This window comes from Rhodococcus jostii NBRC 16295 (assembly GCF_001894825.1).
Lineage (GTDB): Bacteria > Actinomycetota > Actinomycetes > Mycobacteriales > Mycobacteriaceae > Rhodococcus_F > Rhodococcus_F jostii.
In genome coordinates this window covers 1-25448 of the sequence record NZ_BCWY01000110.1, presented here as the reverse complement: position 1 = coordinate 25448, position 25448 = coordinate 1, and the positions used below count along the sequence as shown (strand labels likewise).

Genomic DNA, 25448 nt, shown 5'->3' with positions numbered 1-25448 from the left:
CGAGAGGCGAGTTCACCGAGACTCGGCGCGCATCGTCAATCCGCGGTGTACGCGCCGAGTTCAGGACGACGAGCGCGAATGCTCACGCGGATTCGAAGACGGCGGCGATGCCCTGCCCGCCGCCGATGCACATCGTTTCCAGTCCGTAGCGTCCACCGCGACGCTTCAGTTCGTGGAGCAGTGTCGCCATGATCCGGGAACCGGTGGCGCCGACGGGGTGGCCGAGGGAGATTCCGGAGCCGTTGACGTTGACCTTCGACTGGTCTTCGTACCCGAAGCCCTGCAACACGGCCAGGACCTGAACTGCGAACGCCTCGTTGACTTCGATGAGGTCCATGTCGTCGAATCCCAGTCCGAGTGTGCGGAACAGCTTCCGCACCGCCGGGACCGGGCCGATCCCCATTTCGGCGGGTTCGCATCCGACGGCTGCCCACCCGTGCAGGAAGCCGAGAGGTTCGAGACCGAGCCGGCCCAGCTGATCCTCCGCGACCACGAGACACGCCGCGGCGGCATCGTTCTGCTGGCAGGCGTTGCCTGCCGTGACGGTGCCGTTCGGCACGACGGTGCGCAGCGCCGCGAGTTTCTCGACGTTCGAGTCGGCCCGGATTCCCTCGTCGCGGTCGAAGATCACGGGCTCGGCTCTGCGCTGCGGAACCTTGATCGGCACGACCTCGTCCGCGAAGCGCCCCTCGTTCCACGCCGCGGCGGCACGGTGATGACTCTGGGCGGCGAAGGCGTCGGCGCACTCGCGGGAGATGCCGTATCCGGTCGCGAGGTTCTCCGCCGTCTCGATCATCCCGGAGATGTAGCCGAATCGTTCGACGGGCTGAGACCGTTCCCGGCCGCGGTCGAGGCGGTCGTGCAGTGTCACCGTTCCCTGACGGGAACCCCAGCGCATGCCTGTGGTGTAGAACTCGACGTTGCTCATGCTTTCGACGCCGCCGGCCATCACCACGTCTGCGGCGCCGCTCTGCACCATCATGGCCGCGGTGGCGATCGACTGCAGGCCGCCGCCACACCGGCGGTCCAGCTGCATTCCGGCGACGTCGACGGGGAAGCCTGCCTGTAGCGCGATCCAGCGTCCGACGCAAGGTGTCTCGCTGTTCGCATACGACTGCGCGAACACCATGTCCTCGATCAGTGCGGGGTCGATGCCGCTGCGCTCGACCACGGCTGTGGCGACGGCGGCGCCGAGATCCTCCACGGCGACGTTCTTCAGGGCGCCGCCGAAGGCGCCGATGGCGGTGCGGGACGGGGCGACGATTGCGGCTCTTCTCATGAGTGCTCCTGAATTCGAAAATCGGGGGTCGTCTTGGCGAAGAAGGCGCGCACCCCTTCGCGGCATTCGGGGGAACTGAACGCACGGTCGCTTGCGGTCAGGGACTTCTGCACGAGCTGATCCTCGTCCAGGTCGTCGCCCGCGTTGATCACCGATTTGCACAGCTCCAGGGCGAAAGCGGGTCGACGGGTGAGGATCCCGGACCAGCGCCGTGCCTCGGCCAGTGCGGTGCCCCGGGGAACCACGGCGTCGACCAGACCCCAGTCGAGTGCGGTCGGGGCATCGATCGGGTCACCGAAGAACATCATCCGCTTGGCACGGCCGATCCCGATCCGCCGTGTGGTGCGGAACGTTCCGCCGCTGCTGGGGAAGACCCCGAGTTTGATCTCCGGTAGCGCCAGCGAGATGTGTTCCTCGGCGATCAACAGGTCGCAGCAGCAGGCGATTTCGAGTCCACCGCCGAGGGTGAGACCGCCCAGCGCGGCCACCGTCGGCTTCGGGAAGTGCGCGAGGAACTGGAAGATCTCGTTCTGCCGTCGCAGCTTCTTCTCCACCACCTGGCCCGGTTCCATCATGTCGTGGAACTCGGAGATGTCGGATCCGGCGCAGAACGCCCGACTTCCGGCGCCGGTCACGACGACAGCACGCACCGTGTCGTCGATCGCGAGGGCGTCGAGGCGGTCGCCGAGCTGCCGTGTCAATTCCAGGGTCACGACGTTGAGTGGCGGATTGTCGAGTGTCAGTATCGCGACACCGTTCTCGATCGTGAGATGCACGTGCACGTCAGGCATGGCGGACTCCGTTCCGATCCGGAGTCAACTCGACCCGGGTGATCTTGCCCATGATGAACAGGAAGCTGCAGACCGCCAGTGCCGCACTGACACCGACGAAGATCAGCGCTCCGTCGTACGATCCGGTGGCGTCGACGATGTAGCCGATGGCGATCGGGGTGGTGATACCCGCGGCATTCGCGAACGTGTTGAACAGGCCGCCCGACAGTCCGGCCGCCTCCCTGGGGGAGGTGTCCGAGACGATGGTCCAGCCGAGGCTGCCGAGTCCCTTGCCGAAGAACGCCAGCACCATAAAGAGGATGACGACGGTCTGCGAGGTGGTGAAGTTGCAGAGGACGATGACGGTCGACAGCGTGAGCCCGGTGATGATCGGAATCTTGCGGGCCCAGGTGAGGGACACACCCCGGGTGAGCAGGCGGTCCGACAGGACTCCGCCGAGGATCCCGCCCAGGAAGCCGAAGATCGCGGGAATGGACGCGGCGAGGCCGGCGTCGAGCAGGGGCATGCCGAGTTCCTCGATGAGGTAGATCGGGAACCAGGTGAGAAAGAAGTACACGATGGTGGTGATGAAGAACTGGCCGGCATAGAGCCCGAGCATCATCCGGCTGCGGAGGAGCTGACGAATCGCTTTCCAGGTGTTGATCTTCGGGGCGTCCGGTGCCGAACTCGCCTCCTCGATGTCGACCAGCGCACCACCGTCGGCGATGTACTCGATTTCGGCGTCGTTGGCCATTTTGTGCTTGCGCGGCTGGTCGTAGAACTTCAGCCACAGCGCGCTCAGCGCCATGCCGATGACGCCCATGACGAGATACGCGGAGTGCCATCCGTGCGCGTGGGTGAGCCACGCCATGAACGGGGTGAACACCACCGCCGCCGCGTACTGGGACGAATTGAAGATTGCGGAGGCGGTGGCCCGTTCGGACGACGGGAACCAGGTGGCCACCACCCGGCCGTTCGACGGGTAGGCGGGGCCCTCCGCGATCCCGACACCGATGCGCAGGGCGAACAGTGCGGCGACGGCGGCACCGAGCCCCATGAGCGGGACGAAGCCCTGCAGCAGGGTGAAGAGTGACCAGACGAAGATGCTGATGGCATACATCCGCTTGGCGCCGAAGCGGTCGACGAGCCGTCCGCCGGGGATCTGCGCCAGCATGTACGCCCACGCGAACGCGGAGAACAGATAGCCGAGGGTGATGGCGCTGATACCGAGATCGGCCTTGATCTCGGTGCCGGTGATGGACAGGATCGCACGGTCGGCGTTGTTGAGCGTCGACACGATGAACAGCAGTGCGACGATCAGGAAGCGGATCCTGGTGCGGCGGGGTGCGGGTGCGTCGGTGTGGCGCGTACGGCTCGACGAGCTGGGGTGGGTCTCCGAGAGGGGCATGGTGCTCTCCTGCCTTCGTTGTCGGGGGTGATGCCTGTGATCACGGGGCGGTCCGCACCGTGATCACTGCGTCGAGGGCGAGCACGCCGCGGCCCTCCTCGAGAACCAGCACCGGGTTGAGGTCGAGGGAGTCGAGTTGGTCGCCGTGGGTGACGGCGAACCTCGACACGGCGACCAGGAGGTCCGCGAGCGCGTCGACATCCGCGGGGGCAGCACCGCGAAACCCCGTGAGAAGGGGATAACCCTTGATCTCCCGGATCAGATTCACCGCTTCGGCGTGGTCGAGTTCACCGACGCGGAACGCGACGTCGCGGAACAATTCGGCGTGCACGCCACCCAGCCCGAACATGACGGTGGGGCCGAAGGCGGGATCGTTGGTCACGCCCACGATGGTTTCGACACCCTTCGGGCACATCACGCCGAGCAGCACACCCTCGATGCGGGCACCGGGCACCGCTGCGGTCGCGCGTTGGAGGAGCGTCCGATACGCCGCGCTCGCCCGGGCCTCGTCCTCGACGTCGAGAATGACACCGCCGATCTCCGTCTTGTGCGCGATGTCGGGCGAGACGATCTTCATGACCAGGGGGAAACCGAGATCGGCGGCCGCCTTCGCGACGTCGTCGGGGTGGGTGACCACGGTCGAGGCGGGGAAGGGGATGCCGGCGTCGGCGAGGATCTTCTGGGCGGCGTGTTCCGACAACGGCTCGCTGCCGAGATCGACTCGCGCGGTGCGCTGTCGGTGGCCGGCGATCGGGGAGTCGAAGTGCTCGGCGATCGGGGAGTCGAAGTGCTCGGCGAAGTACGCGAGGGCGCCGAGCGCGGTGACGGCACGCTCGGAGTCGTCGAAGACGAGGAAGCCGTCGCTCTCGTATGCCCGGACCACCTCGGGGCGCGCCTCCATGCACAGCGCCGTCGGACGGTCGAGGTATTCCCTCGTCCCGGCGGCGATGGCCAGGCGGATCTCCTCGCCGTAGGTGGGGGAGTCGGGCAGCATGGTGAACGATCCGATGATGCTGTCGTAGCCGCCGTCGGAGTACATGACGTCGAACGTCTTGGTGATCAGGCTCATGTCGTTGAGCCAGCCGGCGGTGGTGTCGCAGGGATTGTCGTCGCTGCCCATCGGATTGAGCGCGCGGAGTTTCGCCCGCCCGGATTCGGCGAGGGGCGTGACGTCGAGGCCGCCGCGTTCGGCAGCGTCGCACAGCTGCACACCGAAACCGCCCGAGACGGTGATGATTCCGAGGCTGCGGCCGGACGGGAAGCGTCCGCGGACGGCGGCGTAGGCGACATCCACCTGTTCCTGCGTGGTCTGCGCGCGGTAGACACCGTATTGCGCGCAGAGCCCGTCGAACACCGCGTCGGCGCCGGCGAGACTCGCCGTGTGGGACTGCGCGGCGGACGCGCCCGCCGCGGACTGCCCGACCTTCATGAACACGACAGGCTTGCGGTGATCGTGCGCGGCGCGCAGTGCGGCCCGGAACGACTCGCCGTCGCGGATTCCTTCGGCGTAGGCCAGGATCACGCTCACGTCATCCTGGAGGGCGAGCCAGTGGATGCAGTCCGCGACGTCGGTGCCCGCCTCGTTGCCGGTGGACACCCAGTAGCCGACACCGATTCCCCGCTTCTCGCACAGATACGCGAGATGCCCACCGTAGGCACCGCTTTGGCTGACGATGGCTGCGCCACCCGGAGTCGGCAGGGCTTCGTCGAACGCGCTGCTGAACGTGCCCGTGAATCCGCTGTCGGTGTGGAGCAACCCGAGGCAGTTGGGGCCGAACAGCCGGATGTTGCCCGCCGCTGCGATGGCGGCCAGCCGGTCCTGCAGCGCACTGCCGCCCGACCCGGTCTCGGCGAAGCCCGCCGCGTAGACGACCGCCGCGCCGACGCCGTGCTCGACGCAGTCGGTGAGGGCGTCCTCGAGCAGTCGCGACGGAAGGGCGATCAACGCGATGTCGGGAGTCCGCGGGACGTCGGCGAGGGTGGGGAAGGCGCGGAGCCCCTGCACCGTGTCGCGGCGGTGGTTGACCGGGTAGATCTCCCCGCGATAGCCGGCGCGGATCAGGTAGTGCAGGGCACGCCCGGAGATGCGCGTCGCGTCGTCGGACGCGCCGATGACCGCGACGGATCGGGGGCGGAACGCCTTCTCGAAATTGGCGAGTGCGGGAACGGGGTTCGCAGGTGTCATAGAGGGGCCTCCGCGGTGATGTGGGGGACGAATGCTCGAAGACTGTTGTCCGAGTCACAGTGCCGACGGGGGCGTGTTCAATACAAGGGAAGCGCATTGATCGGCATCACTTGATTCGGACGGGATATCACCATGGACCTACGGCAACTGCAGCAATTCGTCGCCGTCGCCGACACCCTGAATTTCCGCGCGGCAGCAGAACGCCTGCATATGACGCAGCCGCCGCTGTCCGTGTCGATCCGCAAACTCGAAGAGGAGATCGGCGCGGAACTGTTCGTCCGGTCCACCCACCGGGTGCGGTTGACCACGGCGGGCGAGGCGGCGCTCACCGATGCCCGGGCCGCGCTCTTCCACGCCGAGGAAGTGGCCAGGGTGGCGCGATCCACCGCGCACGGATTCAGTGGCGGACTACGCGTGGGTTTCGTCGGATCCGCCAAGAACATCCTGCTCCCGCGGTTGCTGCCGGCATTCCAGAAGCAGTACCCCGACATCGTGCTGAAGTTCTCGGAGCTCACCAACGCCGAACTGATCGACTCCCTCGAGCAGAATCACCTCGACGTGGGGATCGTGCGGGTGCCGCTGTCCCGGCGCAGCGACATCCGCTACATCACCGTGGAGCGTGATCACTTCGTCGTCGCGCTTCCCGTGCGGCACCGGTTGGCGGCGAAGGAGGGTGTCTCGCTCGACGACCTGCGCGACGAGCCGTTCATCGACTACACGACGTCGGGACTGCCCGGGCTGCATGCGCTGACCTCGATCCTGTTCGAGGAGGCGAAGTTCTCGCCGCGAGTCACCCAGGAGGCGGTGCAGGTGCAGACGGTGCTGTTTCTGGTGGAGAGTGGCTTCGGCTGGGCGCTCGTTCCGTCGAGTTCGTCGAAGCGGGCCGGCGCCGGTGTGCGGTTCCGGCCGCTCGTTCCCGCAGCGCTGCGCCCGGCGATCGGGTTGGCGGTGGCGTACAACCCGACGTTCGCCGGGGTCACGGTGCAACGCTTCTGCGAACTGGCGGAATCGCTCGCGCAGTGATCCGCGCCGACCTTCGGTGAATCGGCACCCCGCGCCCGCCCGAGGGCCGACAATATGGTGACTCGACCAGTGGGGCAGGGCAATGGGATTCGTCATCGGATTTGCACCGTGGATCGTCTATTGGATCCTGGTGGGCAACACCGGATTCGTCGCTGCCGTCGCGATCGCGTTCGGCATCGCGCTGGCCGGTCAGGTGCTGCAGCGGGTGCGACACCAGCCGTGGCGCACCCTCGAGGTCGGCACCGTCGCCGTCTTCGGGCTGCTGCTGATCGCGGCACTCACCCTGGACGACGCCGTCCTCGAGCGGTGGCTGCAGCCGCTCAGCAACTTCGGGTTGTTCGCGATCGCGACCGTCGGCGTCCTGGTCGGGCGGCCGTTCGTGCGCGAGTACGCGGAGGCCGGTGTGGACGCGCAGACCGCGGCGAGCGGCGGATTCCGGTACGTCACCACGGCGATGACGTGGATGTGGGTGGCCGCGTTCGGACTGATGACCGTGTTCTCGCTGATCCCGCCGATCGTCGACGGTGACGCCACCATGCGCGACGCCGGCGACACCCTGTCGGTCGCCTGCTACTGGGTGCTGCCGTTCACCCTGATGGGTGTCGCGGGCCTGGTGTCGGCGGTGTTCCCCGGCTGGTTCGAGAAGCGGTCGCAGTTGCTCGAGTCGCAGTCTTCGACGGAGTCCGAGGTGACGCCGCAACCGGCGCCGGCCGCGGATGTGTCGACCGGTTCCCTCGCCCTCGACGTTCCGGCGGATTCACGGCACGACGAGGCGTTCTCGCTCGTCGTGCGCGGCGCGAAGCCCGGCGCGTCGGTGACCGTCCGCACCACCGGCACCGACTTGTTCGGTGCGCAGTGGCGGTCGGAGGCCAGTTTCACCGTCCCGGCCGAGGGGATCGTCGATGTCCCCGCGCAGGTTCCGGGCAGCGGCGACTGGGCGGTGGCGGACGCCGACGCGCCGCTGTGGGCCATGCGTTTCGTGTCGGAGGGCCGGGTGCCCGAACTGTTCGTGCCCCCGCCCGACGCCTGGCTGGTGACGGTCGAGGCGACGTCTCCGGACGGAATCGCACGGCGGACGGTGACGCGTCGCGTGAGCGCCCCCGGGGTGTCCGTTCGTCCGCTCGAGGTGGGCGGGCGGCCGGCGCTGCTGGCGTTGCCCGCCGGCGAGGAACCCACCGGCGGTTGGCCGGCCGTCGCCTGCTTCGGCGGCTCGGAGGGTGGCGTCGACTCGCAACGTTCCACGATCGGGATGTTGGCGTCCAACGGTTATGCCGCACTGGCCTATTCATGGGTGGACGAGTCGAGCACCGAGGCGACGCTGGTGAACATTCCGCTCGAGCGGTTCGCTTCGGCAGTCGGGGCGTTGGGTGCGCAGCAGTCGGTGAACGCGAACCGGCTCACCGCGATGGCGATCTCGCGCGGCGCGGAGGGTGTGCTCGCTGCGGCCTGCGCCGGAAACCTTCCCGTCGCCGGCCTGATCCTGGTCAGCCCGAGTTCGGTGTCGTGGCAGGCGATCGGACCCGACGGGGAGATCGCCGGCACCCCGTCGTGGACGTGGAACGGCCGGCCCGTGCTGTGGGCGCCGTTGCCGGGAGGTGAGCTGATGGCCCAATTGATCCGCAACGCGTGGCGGACGCACCACGACATCGCCGCCCACCGGCCGAGCCTGCTGCGACTGTGTGCCGCCTACCGGGCCGGTCTCGCCGCCGCACCCCCTGAGGCCGCGCTGCGGTCCGAGGAGGCGCCGCCGCCGCTGCTGTGCCTGACCGGCGCGGACGACCAGTTGTGGCCGTCGACCGACATGGCCACGGCATTGCTCGATCGTCGATCCGCCTCCCACGACGCACACCGGACCTTCGACGGCGCCGGCCACCTCATCCGTCTCGGAATGTTCCCCGCCGACGCGCAGTGGACCGGGGGTATCGCGTTCGGTGGTGGAGGGGTCGGGCAGGGCCGGGCGCAACGGGAAGCCGTGCGAAGCGTGCTCGGCTTCCTCGCGCGGATCACGGCGGGAACGAGGGCCTGATGTACGGGCGGGCAGACCGTATCGTCGGCTCGATCGTCGACATGGCCGGGGTCGCCCGGGCGAAGGTCCTTCCGATGTCGAGGCTGACGTCGTTCGTCGAGTCCGGTGCGGGCGCCTCGCCGAGTTGGAGTGTGTTCTGCGTCGACGACCACCTCGCGTTCACACCGTCGTATTCCGTCGTCGGCGACCTTCGTCTGCGCATCGACAGCGACGACGTGAGGAATCTGGGCAACGGCACGTACTGGGCTCCGGCGTGCCTCTCCGAGCAGGACGGGACGCCGTCGCCCGCGTGCACCCGGGGCGCTGTGCGGCGAGTGGCGGAGCGGTTGGCCTCGTCCGGCCTGACCGCGCGGACCGGGCACGAGATCGAGTTCACGCTCTTCGACGCGGCGACCGTCGAGGAATGGGCGGCTTACGGGCTCAATGCCGTTCTCGCGCAGGAGGAATTCCTCGACGTCCTGCTGTCGGCGGCAGCGACGGCCGAGCTGCCGGTCGAGCAGGTCCACGCCGAGGCGGGACTCAACCAGTTCGAGGTGTCCCTCGCCCCCGCAGACCCCGTCCGGGCGGCCGACGACGCGGTGCTGGCCCGCGCTCTGATCAGCCGCGTCGCGCGAGCGCAGGGGTTCCGGGCGTCGTTCTCGCCCATGCCCGTCGCGGGCGGTGCGGGAAACGGTGCCCATCAGCACGTGTCGTTCTCCGACGGCGGAGTGCCGCTGCTGTCGGGAGGTCCGGGTCCGCACGGGCTGACGGAGTCGGGTGGTGCGGCTGTCGCGGGGATTCTGCGGGCGCTACCCGAGTTCACGGCCGTCCTCGCCGGGTCCGCGCTGTCGCACCTGCGGCTGCGCCCCGGAATGTGGTCCGGTGTGTACCGCTGCTGGGGTCTGGAGAACCGGGAGGCCGCCGTCCGGCTCTGCGCGGACACCGCCGGGAACCCGCACGGCGCGAACCTCGAGATCAAACCCGTCGACCCCTCCGCGAACCCGTATCTGAGCACCGCCGCCATCCTCGGCGCCGCCCACGACGGAATCGTCGGTGCGCTTCCCCTCCCAGACGAGGTGTCGGTCAACCCGGCCGAACTGACCGGCGCGGACGCCGTCGACCTGCTCCCGACGCTGCCGTCGGACGTGCTCGGAGCACTCAGGGTATCTTCGCTCGCGCAGGACCTGTTCGGCCCGGCGATTCTGGAGGCGCTGCTCGCGGTCAAGGAATACGAGAACTCGCGGTACCGGGACGAGCCAGTGGACGAGGTGGCGCAGCGCTTCCGGTACGCGTGGACGTCGTAGTCAGTTCCGGATCATCGCCAGCGCCGTGCGCAGTCCGCGCCGCCTACCGGTGGCCGGGTCGACCCCGAACACCTCCTTCATCCCACCCCGAATGCGGAATCGGAGTTCCGACGCCGTCTCCGGTGCGTCGTCCGCGGACGCCGACAGGAACCGGTTGGGCAGGGCGAGTTTGAAGATGGTGCGCAGGGTGAGTCCGTACTGGTGAGGGAGCGAACCCGTCGTATACGGGAGGTCGTACTTGTCGCACAGTTCCCGCATCTTCACGCCGATGTCGGCGTAGCGGTTGCTGGGCAGGTCGGGGAACGCGTGGTGCTCGATCTGATAGCAGAGATTGCCGCTCATGAACGCCAGCACCGGTCCGGCGTGGAAGTTGGCGGAGCCCAGCATCTGACGCAGATACCACTCGGCCTTGGTCTCCCGGTCGAATTCTTCCTTGGTGAACTTCTCGGCCCCGTCGGGGAAGTGTCCGCAGAAGATGACACCGTAAGCCCACAGATTCCGGATCACGTTGGCGGTGGCGTTGGCCGTCAGCGTGGACTTCCAGGCCGGGCCGGTGAGCGCCGGGAACACCACGTAGTCCTTGCCGACCTGCCGCGCGATCTTGCGTCCCACCTCCTTCGCGTTGCGGAGGGTTTCGGCGCGGTCGTAGTCGCCGCGCCGGATGCTCTCCACGTCCAGGTGGTGCAGCGCGACACCCCACTCGAACAGCAACGCCAGCAGCACGTTGTAGAACGGTTGCGCCAGGTACACCGGCGACCACTTCTGGTCCCGGGTCATGCGCAGGATCCCGTACCCGACGTCGCTGTCGAGGCCCACGATGTTGGTGAACTTGTGGTGGACGTAGTTGTGCGAGTGCTTCCATCCCGAGGACGGGCACGTGTTGTCCCATTCCCAGTTCGTCGAGTGGATCTCGGGGTCGTTCATCCAATCCCATTGGCCGTGAATGACATTGTGGCCGAGTTCCATGTTCTCGATGATCTTCGCCGCGCCCATCAATGCGGTACCCAGGAGCCATGCCGGTCTCTTCCGGCTGCCGAACAGTACGACCCTGCCCGCAATCGCCAGCGACCGTTGCAGCTTGATCGTACGGTCGATGTACCGCGCGTCGCGGGCGCCGCGGGACTCCTCGATGTCGGCTCGGATCGCATCGAGTTCCGCGCCCAGCGCCTCCACATCCGCCTCGGTGAGGTGGCTGTATTCCTTGATATCCGTGATGGCCATGGGCTCTCGATACCCGGTTCGCGCCGATCTCAATCTGCGTATCCGCGCAACCGATGCACAACCGTGTTGTGGTCACACGTCCGTGTGAGTGCGTCCGCTATTCTCTCCACGGTCGCCGAGCGTGTCGACGACCCGGGTCCGGGGGTGGATCTGCGAGGCGGATATCAGGGGGAGAATTCGATGTCGGTGGGCGATATGACCTGGCCGGAAAGTGTCATTACTTCGCTGGACGGAACCGGGGCGACGCAGCCGCTGCCGGCGAGCGTCCCCGGGTTGCCGCCGGTGCTCGGCGGACCGGAGGTCGCGGTCGTCAAGGTCGACCCCGACATGCTCCGCGCGATGTCCGGTGCGCTCGGCGCCGTCGCCCGTGAGGTCGAGGCGTTGGGTGGCCGGCGCAGCTTCGAGCACGCAGTCCGGGCCGTCGAGGGATCCGACACCGCGGCCGCGTGCCAGGACGCCGGCGACATCCTCGCCTCCGCGCTCGGGGTTGCGGCGAGTCGCATCGGCGAGATGGCGTTCATCGCAGGGGACGGGGCCGACAACTACGAGGTCACTGACACGTCCTTCGCGTCGCAGCTGTCGGCGATGGGGGAGATGTGATTCCCCGCCGGTCGCAACTGCACGTGTGGAATCCACGAGACCTGACCGCGGCAGGTGAGGAAATCGGGCGGACCGCCGAAGACACACGAAGCCGGGCCGAGGACATCTATCGGGTTGTCGCGGATCTGGGCCGGCACGACGACTGGCGCGGCTCGGCGCAGGCCGCCGCCGAGCAGCGAGCGAACACCGAGCGCACGGAAATCCGGCGGCTCGCAGACGATCTGGAGGATCTGTCGAACGCTCTCGTCGGCGGCGCCGATCGCCTCGGCCATGCGCGGGACTACGTCGCCACCGTGCTCGACAAGGCAGCGGGTGACGGATTCACCGTGTCCGACGACTGGCAACTCGTCAGCCAGCCCACGACGATGAGTGACGCCGAAGCCGCCGAGCACGCCGACCTGACCGAGTACTGGCGCAGCCAACTCGGTGGAGCGCTGACGGAACTCGACAACGCGGATCGGGGCATGGCGAGCGCGATCCGGGACGCACTCGGGGCCGTGGCGGCGAGTGCCCCGTCGTCCGCGGGCCTGTCGGGGCACGAGGGCACCGAGTTGGGCGAGCAGGTCGCGCGTGGGGGTTCCGACATTCCGCAGGCTGTCCGTGACCGTGTCGCGCGGGAGATCGCGGCCGCGGGGCTCACCCCCGAACAGGTGAAGACGCTGGCAGACGGTGGCAAGGTCACCGACGTTCCGCAGGGAACGATGGACTTCCTCCAACAGTTCTATTCGGCGGCCGGCAAGGACGGCTTCCTGGAACTGTCGGAGCAGTACAGCGAGAACGGTCGCACCGAGGCGGCGAGCGCGCTGTCCAACGGTCTCGCCGTCGTGTCGAACTACAACGTCGGCAGTGCCGCCGGTGACGTAGGCGGGCAGAGCCACATCCCGGACGGCCTTCGCGGCCTGTTCGAGGGGCCGGTGACGTCGACCGGCAACCTGATGAAGGGCGCGCACGACGCCCCGCAACCGTCCGTCGTAATCAACAACGGCGAGGACCTGGCCCGATTCACCACGGCGTTCGGCCTCGCCGACCCGGCCGTCCAGCAGGGTAGTGAGCTGAGCGAAAGCCTTCTCTCCCGCGCCGGCGAAATAGCATCCGCCACCAGCGACAAGAGCTTGTTGATCGGCGACTCCTTCGACCACAAGGCTCTGGGCCGCGACAGCGTCGACACCCTCCTGCAAGACATGGTCGGTGTCGGTGGACGCGATCATGTCGCCGTCCACAACATCCTGTCCGGCGAAGGCATGCCGGCCGACTACAACCGCGACGACATCGTCATGCCCCTGCTCCAACGGGATTGGGCTGAGGGCGGCGAACAGAACGTCGCGGGAATGTTCGACTGGATCGCCGACGACGCCCGACCCTCGGACCCAACCGACCCCGGTGAGATATCCCGGTCGACACAAGCCGGTGAAACCGCATTCGGACTGTCACAACTCCTCGCCGCCAAAGACGCCGAACTGCTGGACATCCCGGGCACCAACGGCCAAGCCATCGGTGAGGTCAACCCCGGCATCACACAGGCCCTGGGTAGATCCCTCGCACCGTACATCGGCAATATGGTGGGGGTGCCCGGCGACCTCGCGGGCACGTCGGGTTTCATCAGCCCGGCCGGCGCGGAATTCGGGCTCGAAAACGCGCCCCGCCTGTTCTCGGTGATCGACTCCAACGCAGATGCGGCGAGCTACTTCAACGCACAGGCATTCGGAATGTCCGCTCAGCTGGAGCAGGCGTGGGCCATTGAGGGTCGCACTCCGCAGGTCTCGAACGACCAGTACGGATGGTGGGCAGGCAGCATTCAGGGTGTTGTGGACAGGGGGTTCGATCTCGAGTTCGCCGACCGTTCGGGGGATGAATCCTCAACAAATTCATCAGGATTCGAGAACAAGGGCGTCGCGTACGACACCATTAGAACGGTAATGAGTAAGGGCGTCGAGTTCATTCCGGGTGCCGGTCCGCTTATCTCGAGTGGCATCGATCTTGCGGATCCGGCGTTCAAGAGTGCGGTGATGGGAGCTGTGCCTGACAGCACCGCGCAACCGAATACTCAATTTGCTGACGAAGCGCACCTCGCGAAGCAGTACTACCAGATTGCTGTCGGTATTCAGTCCTCGAATGGCGGAGTGCTCGGCCCCTACGAGGGGCTGGAGAGATTTCGAGATGGGGAGAACGGTCCCTTGTTGCCGTACGACGAGATTGCGGGCGACCGCCCCGCCTCTACTCTCCCGATACTCGGGGCGAACCTTTCGAGCTACATAATCGACTCCGGGTACACGAGATTGGGCGAGTTCGTCGACCAGATGAACGCAGGGCGCGAGTTTGCGCAGAATGTGACCAGCAGACAGTGAATCGAAATTCCATTGCAATTGTCGCCACGACACTTCTGCTGGTATCAGGGTGTGGATCGAATGAGGCGGAACCCCCAGCGGTCGTGCCGCCTGTGGCTTACTCCGTGCCCGAGAGCACAGGTTTCACCTATCGGTGGTCAGCAGACCCAGGCATTGATCTGTACGGCCAGCCGGCGACGGTCGTACGCGCGTACGTGGAGTCCTACTACCTTGCGATCAACGCCAATGCACTCTCGGCCACGTACCCGGGTTTCGCCGAGGCGGTTGCCCAGAGCAAGAGGGCCGACTTCGACGATCCCGTCGACCCGACCGACCGGCGATACGTCGGCACCCAGTTCCAACACCTGATGTGGATGACGCCGACCGAGCATGGCTGGTTCGCCACGGTCTGCACGGGCGACTATTCGGTGATGGAAGTGGGTGAGGACGGGAAGTTCTACAACCTGGGATCGAAGTATGTGAATGCGGAGACTGTGGAAGTGACCGCACCGGAGGTTCTGTCGGCACCGTCGGCTGTGTCCTCCGGCCCCGAACGCGCACCCACCATCAACGTCTTCGATGGTTGGAAGCTCGCTGAGCACGCAAAAGGCGCGCGCGATCAGAGTGCCTATTCGGAGTGTGACTCGCGCATGCCCGATGCCCGGGACGCGAGACCGCAGAAGGCGAACCTCCCGCACGACACCCCATATCCGACGCTTGCTCCGTATCCGGGCTGGCCGAGGTACGACGAGAACTGACAGCCACCTACGACCCTCGTCTCGCGAGGGCCGTGTGCTCGCGGTGTTCGCACGGTCCTATCCTCGACTGCAGTCTCCGTGTCGGGGGCGCGGGCGAATGATCGGACGGTGTGTGGTGGACAGCAAGTGCGATGTCGTCTATGCGGACGACTTGCGGGTCGGCGAGAAGTTCGAGCTGGGCTCGTACACGGTGACGGAGGAGGAGCTGCTCGAGTTCGCGGGGCAGTGGGATCCGCAGTCGTTCCACATCGACCGGGAATCTGCAGATGAGGGCTATTTCGGTGGGCTCATCGCGAGTGGTATTCACACCATCGCGGTGTGTCAGCGGCTGTCGGCGTCGACGCTGTACACGGGGTGGAGCGTCATCGCCGGGAAGCGGATGCGCGATGTCAACTTCCTCCGGCCGGTGAAGCCGGGTGACGTTCTCACCGGAAAACTGGTGATCGAGGATGTGGTGCCGGACGATCGCGGTCGGGCGTTGGTGACCGTCGCGGCGGAAATTCTCAACGGGTCGGGCAAGCAGGTCCTGACGTCGGTGACCGAGATGTACATGCACTGCCGTCCCAAAACCGACTAATCGTCGAATTTCTTGGACGAAACGCCCACTTCGAGGATTGTTCTCCGGGTTTCTGGGTACCGCCCCAAAAGGCCATAACACCACACGGAGGCAATCATGAGAATGGGCAGGAGAGTGGCCGCGGTAGCAGTGTTCGCGGCCTCGATCGGATTGGGAGCGTCCGGTGTCGCCTGGGGTGGCACTCTCGACTCGGCGGTGCCGGTGCGGAGGCCGGATGTCATTCAGCCGATGCCACCCGGATTCCCGCAGAACGGCCCCGTCGGGTGCGACGACTGGGCGGAACCCTACGAGAACAATGTGCCGCAATGGGGCACCGACCCGTACAACCAGTTCGACAATTGGTGCGACGGCCCCGAGGACGGCATTTCCTCGCAGCCGCCGGTCAACAATGATCAAGGCCGGACGGTTAATCCCTGATTCGACGGTGATCGTTCACGCGAGGCAAGGACCCGTCGCGTAAGTCGGTCGTGGCGTGAAACCGACCGCCCACGTTCAGCGGTGACGAGGGCGGTGGCGACTCACCCGAACGAACCGTAGACCGGTCGCTCCGTGATCAGCGCGCTCTGGGAGTTCTCCGTCCCGGGGCGCGCTGGTCAGTGCCCGTCGGGTGGTTCGTGCAGCCCGAACGCGGATCCCTGGTCGTCGTGGCACAGCTTGAACTTCCCGAATTTCGCCACCGACTGCGGGTCGTCGCCCAGGTCCACGGCGTCGACGGTGCCGCCCAGTGCCAGCACGTGCTCGACGGCGGCGGCGAGGTCGGGTACCCGGAAGAAGACGTACGGGCTTGCTCCTTCGTCACCGCCGTGAATGCCGCCCGGGACGTTCGGTGTGGTGATCGAGTAGCCCGATCCGCCGGGGCCGGGTTCGAATTCCCAGCCGAACAATGCTGAATAGAATTTGCGGCCCTGCTCGGTGTTGGCCACACCCAGTTCGAAGAACGACAGTTCGCCCGACATGAGCACTCCTCCGTCGACAGTGTCCACGTGACGCTACGCCGAGATTCCGTCGGGCATCAGCAAGCGGGGGAACCAGCTGAGCGTGAAGATAATTCGCAGGTGAGTGACGCCGGGTGCCGGGATGCGCAACGCCGCTCACAGGAGGTGAGGTGCGTCAGACCGCCAGCTCGTCGGCGATCTCGATGTCGATTTCCTGTTCGGTCATTCCGCCGAAGAGGTGGTTGGTGAACATGTCAGCTCATTCTCGAAACGTGTGGTCGATCCCGGCACGGTCGGAACGATGTGTCCGACCTATTGGGTGTATCGCCGTCCGACGCTCGGCCGTTTCACACCCCGCACGTGAGTGGCAATGTGTGTTCGGGCGCGCATTCCCGCTCACGTAACGCTTAGGCTCGACTCGACCGTTCGTGTCCCGGAAACAGGAGATGAGTCGAGATGCCCGCAACTTTCGTTCTGCTGCCCGGCGCCGGCTCGGACTCGTGGTACTGGCATCGCGTCACACCGCTGCTGGAGGGAAACGGGCACTCCGTGATCGCCGTCGACCTGCCGTACGGGGACGACGACGCGGGGCAGTATGAGTTCGCCGACGTCGTCGTCGATGCCGTCGAAGACATCGAGGGGGCGATCGTGCTGGTCGCGCAGTCGATGTCTGCGTTCACCGCGGCGATCGTGTGTCAACGCGGCGAGGTCGATGTCGACCTCCTGGTTCTCGTGGCGCCGATGCTGCCGGCGCCGGGGGAGGCGCCCGGACAGTGGTGGGCGACCACCGGTCAACAGGAGGCGAAACGCGCGTTCGACGTGCTGGAGGGCCGCGACCCGGACGCCCCCGACGACCTGCGGTCGCTGTTCTTCCACGACGTGCCCGCCGACGTCACCGAGCAGGCGTTCAGCCAGGAGGAGCCGGTGATGTCGGATACCCCGTTCGAGACGGTGTGGCAGGCGGACGCGTGGCCGCACGTGAAGACGCGCGTCGTCGCCGGCAGCCGCGATCGGCTGTTTCCGCTCGACTTCATGCAGCGGATCGTCCGGGAGCGGCTGGGCATCGCGCCGGAGGTCATCGACGCGGGGCATCTCGCGGCACTCGCGCGCCCCGACGAGCTTGCTGCCATGCTGGAGCGCTACGCGGCCGAACTGTAGGTCGCAGGTGAGTGGCAATGTGTGTTGGACGACGCAATGCCACTCACATGGGTGAGGCACATCCGACGAGAGGAAGAGCACCAGATGGCGTTGTCGGTGTCAGGCGAGTTCGAGATCGAGGCCACCCCGGAACAGGTGATGGCCGCTCTGGTGGAGGTCGAACGCATCCCCGAGTGGTCGGCGGTGCACAAGAAGGTGGTCGTCGAGTCCCGATTCGACGACGGACGTCCCCGCACTGTGCGAATGACGCTCGCCGTCCTCGGCGTCTCCGACGTTCAGCTGGCCGAGCACAAGTGGATCGGGGACGAGCACATGTCGTGGACGCTCCTCGAGAGCGAGAAGCAGAAGTGCCAGGAAGGCGATTACCGGCTGACCCCCACCGCGCGCGGGACGTCGGTGTACCTCACGATCTCGGTCGAGCCGAAGGTCTGGGTGCCGAAGTCCGTGCTGCGGCAGGGCCAGAAGCAGGCCGTCCGGCTGATCCGCAAGGGCTTCACCAAGTTCGTTCTCGCGAACTACGCCTGACGGGGAACTGATGACGGTCGACCAGAGCAGCCCCACCACACTTCGACGACTGTCGATGCGGTTGGCCGAGATTCGCGACGACACCGACGACGACAAGCTATCGGCCGGCTTCCTCCTCGTCGCGACTGTTCTCGCGTTGGTGTGGGCCAACATCGGTGATTCGTACGAGACGTTCTGGCACACGCCGGTGACGATCCAGATCGGCGACTACAGCGTCGGCCTCGACCTGAAGCACTGGGTCAACGACGGGTTGATGACGCTGTTCTTCTTCGTCGTCGGGCTGGAGGTGAAACGCGAGCTGACGATCGGCGAACTCACCGACCGCGCCCGTGCCGCCGTCCCCCTCCTCGCCGCCATCGCAGGGCTGGCGTTACCCGCCGCCCTGTTCCTGGTCCTCAACCCCAGCGGCGACGAGGCAAGCGCGTGGGGTGTCGTGGTCTCTACCGACACCGCGTTCGTGCTGGGGGCGCTCGCGCTGGTCGGGCCGAGATGTCCCGCCCGGCTGCGCCTGTTCATCCTGACCCTCGCCGTCGCCGACGACATCGGCGCCCTCGCGATCATCGCCTTCTTCTACACCGACAACCTGCGGCTCGGACCGCTGCTCCTCGGGTGCGTCGGACTGCTGCTGATCATGCAGTTGCGCAAGCTCGAGGTGTGGCGGGGTGTCGCGTACTTCGTCGTCGCGGCCGCCACCTGGGTGGCGTTCTACGAGTCCGGGGTGCACCCCACCCTCGTCGGTGTGCTGATCGCGCTGATCCTGCCGGTGTATCCGCCGCGACGCAGCGAGGTCGAGCGGGCCGGTGAACTCACCCGCGCGTTCCGGCAATCACCCAACTCCGAGTACGCCCGCGCCGCACAGCTCGGCGTGCTGCGGGCGGTGTCCGTCAACGAGCGGCTCCTGCGCTTCTACCAGCCGTACACGGCGTTCCTCGTCGTGCCGATCTTCGCGCTCGCGAACGCCGGAGTGGTCATCACCGGGCAGACCCTCGCGGACGCGGCCCGCTCTTCGCTGGCCTGGGGCATCGTGCTCGGTCTGGTGGTCGGCAAGCTCGTGGGCATCACCGCGGCCACCGCAGTCTTCTCGAAGCTGCGGCCGGGAAGCCTGCCGCCCGGGCTGACGCTCTCGCAGATCACCGGTGGCAGCGCGCTGGCCGGCATCGGCTTCACCATCTCGCTGTTCATCGTCGACCTCGCCATCGACTCACCCGAGCTGGCCAACGACGCCCGGGTCGGCGTCCTGACCGCGGCCGTCATCGCGACGGTCCTCGGTTGGGCGCTGTTCCGGTTGTCGGACTGGCGGTACCCGCCGACGAAGGCTGCCGGGCTCACCCTCCTGCGGCCCGTCGATCTTGCGCGCGATCACGTGCGGGGTCCCGCCGATGCGCCGCTCACCCTCGTCGAGTACGGCGATTTCGAATGCCCGTTCTGTAGCAAGGCCACCGGCAGCATCCGGGACGTGCGAGCACATTTCGGTGACGAACTCCGCTACGTGTTCCGGCATCTGCCTCTGGACGCCGTGCACCCGCATGCCCGTTTCGCGGCCCAGGCCAGTGAGGCCGCGGCGGCGCAGGGACGGTTCTGGGAGATGCACGACCACCTGTTCGCCAACAGCGACGCCCTCGCCGAGGACGAGATCTTCGGCTACGCGGCCGAGCTGGGGCTCGACATGGACCGGTTCGAGGAGGACATCCGCAAGGGCGAATACCTCCACCGCATCGACGACGACGAACTGGACGCCGAGTCGAGCGATTTCCGCGTGACCCCGACGTTCTACCTCGGCACGACGGGCACCGAACTCACCCGGCACAGCGGCCCCTACGACGCCGCGACCCTCATCGGGCAGCTCGAGGAGTCGCGAGACGCCGACACGACGCCGTGATCAGCCTCGCGAATCCTGCACCGCCTGGATGGCGTCGGGGGTGACCGGGTCGACGCTGTCGGCGAAGTCGTCGTGCTTCTTCAGGTAGCCGGCGACGAACGGGCAGATCGGCACGATCCGCTTGCCGCCGCGAACGGTCTCATCGAGCGCGCTGTGGATCAGGGCGCTGGCGAGGCCGTGCCCGGCGAACTCGTCGCCGATCTCGGTGTGGAAGAAGATGCGCTGGTTGTCGCGGTCGAGGTACTCGGTCAACCCGGCCCGCTGTCCGTCGACGTCGATCTCGAAGCGGTGATGGTCGGGGGCGTCCCGCACTTCGGGGGCGGAGCTGTTCGTCGTGTCGTCAGAAGTCATGAACCCACTATGCCGCGCGACGAACCGGGTGTTCCCCGCGGGCGAGGTGTTGGATGATCGAAGGAGCCCAGCGACCCGATCGGCATCGGCCGGGCAGGTCGAACCACGCCGACCCCCGACGGCCGGCGATCCGAGAGGGGACGCGACCGAGATGACCGACTACGGCAGAACCGTCCAGTTCGGGGTGTTCGTCACCCCGACGGTGGAGTTGCTGGACAACACCTTCGCACTCGCCGCGCTCGCCGACGAGACCGGGCTCGACCTCATCGGCGTTCAGGATCACCCGTACCAGGCGAAATTTCTCGACTCCTTTTCGCTGATGGGCACCCTGCTGGCCCGGACCGAGCGGGTGCGCGTCTTTCCCGACGTCGCGTGCCTGCCGCTGCGCCCACCGGCGGTGATGGCGAAGGCCGCGGCCAGCCTCGACGTGCTGTCGGGCGGCCGGTTCGAACTGGCGTTGGGTGCCGGCGCCTTCTGGGAGGCGATCGGGGCGATGGGAGGCGACGTCCGAACTCCCGGGCAGGCCGCGACTGCGTTGGAGGAGGCGGTCGAGGTGATCCGCCGGATGTGGTCGGGTGAGCGCGCCGTCCGATCGGAGGGCACGCATTACCGGCTCGAGGGCGTGCATCCCGGGCCGGTCCCGGCGCACCCGATGGGGATCTGGCTCGGTGTCGGCGGCCCGCGGTTGCTGCGCTCGCTCGGGCGCTCCGCCGACGGGTGGATCCCGTCCAGCTCCTACTTCCCGCCGGAGGTCCTGCCGGGTATGCACGAGAAGATCGATGCGGGTGTGGCGGACGCCGGGCGGGATCCCAGTTCGATCGTCCGCGCCTACAACGTCTTCGGTCAGGTCGCCGACACCCCGTCGGACACGCTGTTCAACGGCACCGCCGAGCAATGGGTGAGCCAACTGACCGAACTCGTGGTGGAGACGGGCATGGACACGTTCGTCTTCGGCACCGACGGCGACGACCTCGCCCAGGTCAGGAAGTTCGCGACCGACGTCGCGCCCGCGGTGCGGGCCGCTGTGGACGCGCGCCGCGGCGTGAGTGCCCGCGCATGACCGAGCCGCGGCTTCTCCTGATCGGCAGGCGCCAGTCCACGCTGGACGTGTTGAAGGAAGAACTGGGCCGGTTCGGACGGGACGTGGTGGCGTTCAACGACCGCGACCGCATCCGGCAGACACTGCTGGACGGCAACGTCGACCTCGTCGTCATCGGCGGCGGCCTCGACGATCCCGCCCGGGATGCGATGCGGCAGTTCGTGCTCGACGTGAGGCCCGACGTCCCGGTGCACCTGTTGCCACGCGCGGAAGGGGCGAGTCCGGCATCGGTAATCCCGTTCGCCAACGAGCAGATCGTGCTGTTCAAGGTCCGGGCCGCGGCCGAGGACTAGGGCATGTCTCCAAATCCCCGTTTCGGTGCTCCTGGCGCCCAATCGCCGCCCTGCTGCGTTGTCGTCGGCGCCGATACAACAGCGGTATCGGCTTCTCCTCCGCCTTGCCGGACGACGATTGTTTCGCCAGGTGCATCCGAGAGGGATTGGGAGACATGCCCTAGCTCAGTTGCCCTCTTTGTCTTTGTCCTTGGTCTTGTTGTTCCCATTCCCGTTGTTGCCGTTGCCATTTCCCGGACCCGGCTTAGGAGCGACCGTCGGCGGGACCGGTGCGACGGGGTTGATCTCGACGGGGCTGTTCGGGGCGGACACCGGCGCCGGCGGCGGACTGGCCGCGGTGGGGCTCGGTGTGGGGCCGACGGTACCGTCCCGATTCTGCGATGCGATGGCCAGGGCCCCGATGACGACCGCGATCAGTACTGCGGCGACGGCGGCGATGATCAGGCCGGTCCTCCTGCGGGGTCGCGGAGGTTCGGGTGGCAGCTCGTGGACTGATGTGGCGGGCGTGAATGCCCTCGTCGGGGGCGGGACCGCGCGGTGCGCCCCGAGAACGGCGTCACGCATGCCCTGCGCGTCGACGTACCGCTGCCGCGGATCGCGCGCCATCGCCCGTTCGATCGTCTGCACGAGGCCCGGATCGGCGTCCGGACGCACCACGTGGAGGGGCCGGGCAGCCCCGTCGGTGATGGCCCGGGCCAGCGACAGGATGTTGTCGCCGGCGAACGGTCGGTGCCCGGTGAGGGCTTCGTAGCCGACGACGCCGACCGCGTACAGGTCGTCGGAGGGGGTGGCCGGCTTCCCCGTGATGCGATCCGGGCTGAGGTACGCGACCGTGCCCAGGACGTGTCCGGTCGCGGTGTGGTCGGTATCGGCGCTCTTCGCGATGCCGAAGTCGGTGACCTTCACCGTGCCGGTGGTGGTGAACAGCACGTTTCCCGGCTTGATGTCGCGGTGCAGGATGCCGGCGTGGTGGGCGGCGCCGACCGCGGCGAGCACGTCGGCGAGGATCGACCGCACCCGCGCGTCCGGGAGCGGACCGACTGCGATCTCGTCGGCCAGGGTGCGTCCGGGTAGGCGTTCCATCACGATGTATGCCACCCCGGCGTCCTCGCCGCAGTCGTGCACCGCGACCACGTTCGGGTGGTTCAGGGTGGCGGCCAGCCGGGCCTCGGCCTCGAACCGTCGACGGGTGTCGGGCACGGACGCGAGTTCGGGGCGCAGCACCTTGATCGCGACCGGCCGCTCGAGCCGCAGGTCCCAGCCGTCGTGGACGTCGGCCATCCCGCCGCGGCCCAGCACTTCCCGCAACTGGTACCGACCTGCGAGAACTGCGGACACGGGCATGCACTCACGCTATCGTCAGCACTTGTGCCGGACACCGCTGCCTCCCACCTACCATGACGCCATGACCGCTTCGGGTAAACGCCGACACCTGTCCGTCGTCCCCGACGTGCCGGTGATCGTCCGGCCGTCGGAGAGGCGGGGACGTCGCGACGTCGCGAGTTATCACCTGCGCATCGAACTCGACGAGGTCTCGCCGCCGATCTGGCGCCAGTTCGTGGTGCCGTCGAACCTGCGGCTGAGCGAGCTGCACCCGATCGTGCAGACCGTGATGGGCTGGCAGGACAGTCACCTGCATTCGTGGGTCGGCGGCGAGCCGCCCGCCTCCGAGCGGTACGAGATGCGCGAGAGCATCGACGAGGGATTCGCCGACGAGGACGACGAGTTGTGCGAGGACGCGGTGCGGCTCGATCAGGTTCTGGCCGAACCCGGCGAGCTGCTGTCGTATCTGTACGACTTCGGGGACGGCTGGGACCATACGATCGTCCTCGAACGGATCGACGCCGACGAGCCGGCACCGACGGTGAGCTGCCTCGCCGGTGCCCGCGCCTGCCCTCCCGAGGACTGCGGCGGACCGGGCGGCTACGCAGACCTGCTGACGGTCTTGGCGTCGCCGTCGCACCCCGGTCACCACGATGCCGGGGCGTGGGTGGGGCCGGGGTTCGCGCCCGAATCGTTCGGCGCCGACGCGGTGAACCGTCACCTCCGGCTCGAAGTCGTGATCCGAGACTACTGGCCGGTGACGGATTCGAAGTTCGCGGAACTGCTGCGCCGAATCCCCCATCAGGCTGCCCCGCATGTCTTTTCGCTGCTGGAGCACGCCGGGCTCACCGCGCGGAGGGGTGACATCGGCGCCGCGGAGCAAGCGGCAACGTTCCACCTGCGGTGGTTCCTGCAGCGCATCGGATCCGACGGGATCACGCTGACCCAGGCCGGCTACCTGCCACCGGCCGTGGTGGCGGAGATGCGGGAGGCGCTACCGGGCTTCGACGACTGGCCCGCCACCAGCAATCGCGAGACAGACCAACGCCCGGTCCACCTGCTCCGTGAGTACGCCAAGACCCTCGGGCTGGTGCGCAAGTACAAGGGCAAGCTCGTTCGGACCAATCTCGGCACTGCGATGGCGAACGACATGTCCCGGATGTGGCGTCATCTGCTCGATCGCCTGCCCCTCGGGACCGACCAGATCGAGCGGGAGGCCGGATACCTCGTGCTTCTCACCCTCGCCGCCGGCACCTCGTCGGACGAACGCAGAGACGTGATCGCCGAGGGTCTCGCCGCCCTCGGCTGGCAGACGAGCGACGGGACGATCGTCGGCCGCGAGGAAGTCTTCTGGATAGGGCGACCCACGATCTCGTTCCTCGAACTGATCGGCGCAATGGTCGAGGGCTACGTCCAACGCGACCAGCCCATGGACCCCGAATGGGGTCGGCTCTTCGCGCGGATGGTGCTCTCGATGTAGTTCGGAAACGACACCGACTACTCCCGAACGCCTTCGAACGCAGGCGCGTTCAATCTCGCCGACAGCCCTGCGCTGCCTTTTGAGCCGGGGCGCTGACCAGATCAGGGGTAGGAAGCGGCAACGGAACAGGGCGGCGGAAGCACTCGCTGCTGGGCGTGTGACTAGCTAGTCTTCGTCCATGTCCCGCAGTCCTGACTTTTGAATGCGGCGTCCGACGGCGCGATCGTGACGACGGACGGGCCACTGGGTACGTCGTTGGCGATCAGGTCGTCGAATTCGCCTGAAGTGCCGGATAACCGCTCCCAGTAGCAATACGTGCTGCCGGTGGTGCGATAAGTGCCGGGATTGATGTCGACGCCGACCCGATGGAGTCCACTGCCGAACGTCGATCGGGCTGCGTCAGCTTCGCGCGGGGCAAGTCTGGCCTCCCTGCCGTCGAGCTGTTGCTTCCGCTCGTCGAGTTGAGCGTTCACGGTTACCGCATGCTGGTCGGCTGCTGCCTGCGTTTCCTGCGCCTTCTTCATGGCTGCCGCAGCGTCGTCTGCCGCCTTGTCGGCGTCGACCGCCATTCCGTCCGCCTCTGCTCGTTGAGCGGCCAAGGCCGCGCGTTCACTGACCAGCGCAGCGTCGATCCTGGCCTGGTTTTCGTCCTCGCTGGGAGTGGTCGCGAGACCGATCCCCACGCCGGCCCCGAAAGCGACGGCGACACCGAAGATCCAGGGCCAGCGACGATTGCGTCTGACAGTCGCCGTGTCGGCGGCCGCGCCAACGGGCTCGGTGGGGATCTCCGGATAGACGGGTTCGGTCACGGTGATCTACCTCTGTTCGTTCAGGGGGCGAAACGCCCCACCAGTCGTATTCGGGTGGGGGCGATTCGCGGGGGACGCGGTCAGGATCCGAAAATTGACGGCGCAGGCGCCGGTGCCGGCGCGGCGGGTGCAGGCGCGGCAG

Annotated in this window: 23 protein-coding genes; 14 read left to right on the top strand and 9 right to left on the bottom strand. The window is 67.3% G+C overall.

The window, feature by feature from the left end:
* Positions 1-82: 82 nt before the first annotated feature.
* From RJ1_RS39295 to RJ1_RS39280, 4 genes are read right to left on the bottom strand one after another with little or no spacing between them, the layout of a single operon-like run.
* Entirely contained in the window at positions 83-1279 is a 1197-nt protein-coding gene (locus tag RJ1_RS39295) for an acetyl-CoA C-acetyltransferase (protein WP_073368984.1), read from the bottom strand.
* Positions 1276-2070, bottom strand: a complete 795-nt coding sequence (locus RJ1_RS39290) for an enoyl-CoA hydratase/isomerase family protein (RefSeq protein WP_073368982.1) — start codon at positions 2068-2070, stop codon at positions 1276-1278. The genes RJ1_RS39295 and RJ1_RS39290 overlap by 4 nt, the downstream gene beginning before the upstream one ends.
* Positions 2063-3457, bottom strand: a complete 1395-nt coding sequence (locus tag RJ1_RS39285) for an MFS transporter (RefSeq protein WP_073368979.1) — start codon at positions 3455-3457, stop codon at positions 2063-2065. Before RJ1_RS39285 ends, RJ1_RS39290 begins: the two co-directional genes overlap by 8 nt.
* Positions 3458-3497: 40 nt before the next feature.
* A complete protein-coding gene (locus RJ1_RS39280; RefSeq protein ID WP_073368977.1) occupies positions 3498-5642 on the bottom strand; it encodes an acetate--CoA ligase family protein in 2145 nt (714 codons plus the stop codon).
* Between the two features lie 132 nt (positions 5643-5774).
* On the opposite strand from RJ1_RS39280, the gene RJ1_RS39275 reads away from it, so the two are divergent.
* The 3 genes from RJ1_RS39275 to RJ1_RS39265 all read left to right on the top strand — a co-directional run bounded on the left by RJ1_RS39275 (position 5775) and on the right by RJ1_RS39265 (position 9974).
* Positions 5775-6665 carry a LysR substrate-binding domain-containing protein gene (locus RJ1_RS39275; protein ID WP_073368974.1) on the top strand — a complete coding sequence of 297 codons (891 nt, stop codon included), beginning with the start codon at positions 5775-5777 and terminating at the stop codon, positions 6663-6665.
* An 82-nt stretch (positions 6666-6747) separates the two neighbouring features.
* The gene (locus RJ1_RS39270) at positions 6748-8691 is read left to right on the top strand and encodes an acyl-CoA thioesterase/bile acid-CoA:amino acid N-acyltransferase family protein (protein ID WP_073368971.1); all 1944 of its coding nucleotides are present in this window, start codon (positions 6748-6750) and stop codon (positions 8689-8691) included.
* Positions 8691-9974, top strand: a complete 1284-nt coding sequence (locus RJ1_RS39265; RefSeq protein WP_073368969.1) for a type I glutamate--ammonia ligase — start codon at positions 8691-8693, stop codon at positions 9972-9974. Before RJ1_RS39270 ends, RJ1_RS39265 begins: the two co-directional genes overlap by 1 nt.
* Here the strand turns inward: RJ1_RS39265 and RJ1_RS39260 are convergent, their stop codons facing one another.
* A complete protein-coding gene (locus tag RJ1_RS39260; RefSeq protein ID WP_073368967.1) occupies positions 9975-11195 on the bottom strand; it encodes a fatty acid desaturase family protein in 1221 nt (406 codons plus the stop codon).
* A 195-nt stretch (positions 11196-11390) separates the two neighbouring features.
* Here RJ1_RS39260 and RJ1_RS39255 point away from each other — a divergent pair, with 195 nt between their 5' ends.
* The 5 genes from RJ1_RS39255 (at position 11391) to RJ1_RS39235 (ending at position 15871) form a co-directional block, all read left to right on the top strand.
* Positions 11391-11795: a hypothetical protein gene (locus tag RJ1_RS39255; protein WP_073368990.1), complete on the top strand. Its 405-nt coding sequence runs from the start codon at positions 11391-11393 to the stop codon at positions 11793-11795.
* A complete protein-coding gene (locus RJ1_RS39250) occupies positions 11792-14140 on the top strand; it encodes a WXG100 family type VII secretion target (RefSeq protein ID WP_073368965.1) in 2349 nt (782 codons plus the stop codon). Before RJ1_RS39255 ends, RJ1_RS39250 begins: the two co-directional genes overlap by 4 nt.
* A gap of 104 nt (positions 14141-14244) precedes the next feature.
* Complete coding sequence (locus tag RJ1_RS39245; RefSeq protein WP_338049564.1) at positions 14245-14877, top strand: hypothetical protein; 633 nt, start codon at positions 14245-14247, stop codon at positions 14875-14877.
* Between the two features lie 97 nt (positions 14878-14974).
* Positions 14975-15454, top strand: a complete 480-nt coding sequence (locus tag RJ1_RS39240; protein ID WP_073368963.1) for a MaoC/PaaZ C-terminal domain-containing protein — start codon at positions 14975-14977, stop codon at positions 15452-15454.
* Positions 15455-15550: 96 nt separating this feature from the next.
* Positions 15551-15871, top strand: a complete 321-nt coding sequence (locus RJ1_RS39235; protein ID WP_073368961.1) for a hypothetical protein — start codon at positions 15551-15553, stop codon at positions 15869-15871.
* 176 nt (positions 15872-16047) lie between these two features.
* On the opposite strand, the gene RJ1_RS39230 is transcribed toward RJ1_RS39235, so the two are convergent.
* Positions 16048-16410, bottom strand: a complete 363-nt coding sequence (locus tag RJ1_RS39230) for a VOC family protein (RefSeq protein ID WP_073368986.1) — start codon at positions 16408-16410, stop codon at positions 16048-16050.
* 435 nt (positions 16411-16845) lie between these two features.
* Here RJ1_RS39230 and RJ1_RS39225 point away from each other — a divergent pair, with 435 nt between their 5' ends.
* The 3 genes from RJ1_RS39225 (at position 16846) to nhaA (ending at position 19951) form a co-directional block, all read left to right on the top strand.
* Positions 16846-17547 (top strand): alpha/beta fold hydrolase, encoded by a 702-nt coding sequence (locus tag RJ1_RS39225; RefSeq protein ID WP_073368959.1) that lies wholly within the window; start codon positions 16846-16848, stop codon positions 17545-17547.
* A gap of 84 nt (positions 17548-17631) precedes the next feature.
* A complete protein-coding gene (locus RJ1_RS39220; protein ID WP_073368957.1) occupies positions 17632-18072 on the top strand; it encodes an SRPBCC family protein in 441 nt (146 codons plus the stop codon).
* Positions 18073-18082: 10 nt separating this feature from the next.
* Entirely contained in the window at positions 18083-19951 is a 1869-nt protein-coding gene (gene nhaA, locus RJ1_RS39215) for a Na+/H+ antiporter NhaA (RefSeq protein ID WP_073368954.1), read from the top strand.
* Here nhaA and RJ1_RS39210 read toward each other — a convergent pair whose 3' ends face one another.
* Positions 19952-20302: a GNAT family N-acetyltransferase gene (locus RJ1_RS39210; RefSeq protein WP_073368953.1), complete on the bottom strand. Its 351-nt coding sequence runs from the start codon at positions 20300-20302 to the stop codon at positions 19952-19954.
* 151 nt (positions 20303-20453) lie between these two features.
* Between RJ1_RS39210 and RJ1_RS39205 the strand changes: the two genes are divergently transcribed.
* Positions 20454-21362, top strand: coding sequence for an LLM class flavin-dependent oxidoreductase (locus tag RJ1_RS39205; protein ID WP_073368951.1), 909 nt, complete (start codon positions 20454-20456; stop codon positions 21360-21362).
* Positions 21359-21694, top strand: a complete 336-nt coding sequence (locus RJ1_RS39200; RefSeq protein ID WP_073368949.1) for a hypothetical protein — start codon at positions 21359-21361, stop codon at positions 21692-21694. Before RJ1_RS39205 ends, RJ1_RS39200 begins: the two co-directional genes overlap by 4 nt.
* 165 nt (positions 21695-21859) lie before the next feature.
* Here the strand turns inward: RJ1_RS39200 and RJ1_RS39195 are convergent, their stop codons facing one another.
* Positions 21860-23038, bottom strand: coding sequence for a serine/threonine-protein kinase (locus tag RJ1_RS39195; protein WP_073368947.1), 1179 nt, complete (start codon positions 23036-23038; stop codon positions 21860-21862).
* Positions 23039-23099: 61 nt separating this feature from the next.
* Between RJ1_RS39195 and RJ1_RS39190 the strand changes: the two genes are divergently transcribed.
* On the top strand, positions 23100-24497 hold the full coding sequence (locus RJ1_RS39190) for a plasmid pRiA4b ORF-3 family protein (RefSeq protein ID WP_073368944.1): 1398 nt from the start codon (positions 23100-23102) through the stop codon (positions 24495-24497).
* Positions 24498-24658: 161 nt separating this feature from the next.
* Here RJ1_RS39190 and RJ1_RS39185 read toward each other — a convergent pair whose 3' ends face one another.
* Entirely contained in the window at positions 24659-25306 is a 648-nt protein-coding gene (locus RJ1_RS39185) for an Rv1352/Rv1906c domain-containing protein (RefSeq protein WP_073368942.1), read from the bottom strand.
* Positions 25307-25448: the final 142 nt, after the last annotated feature.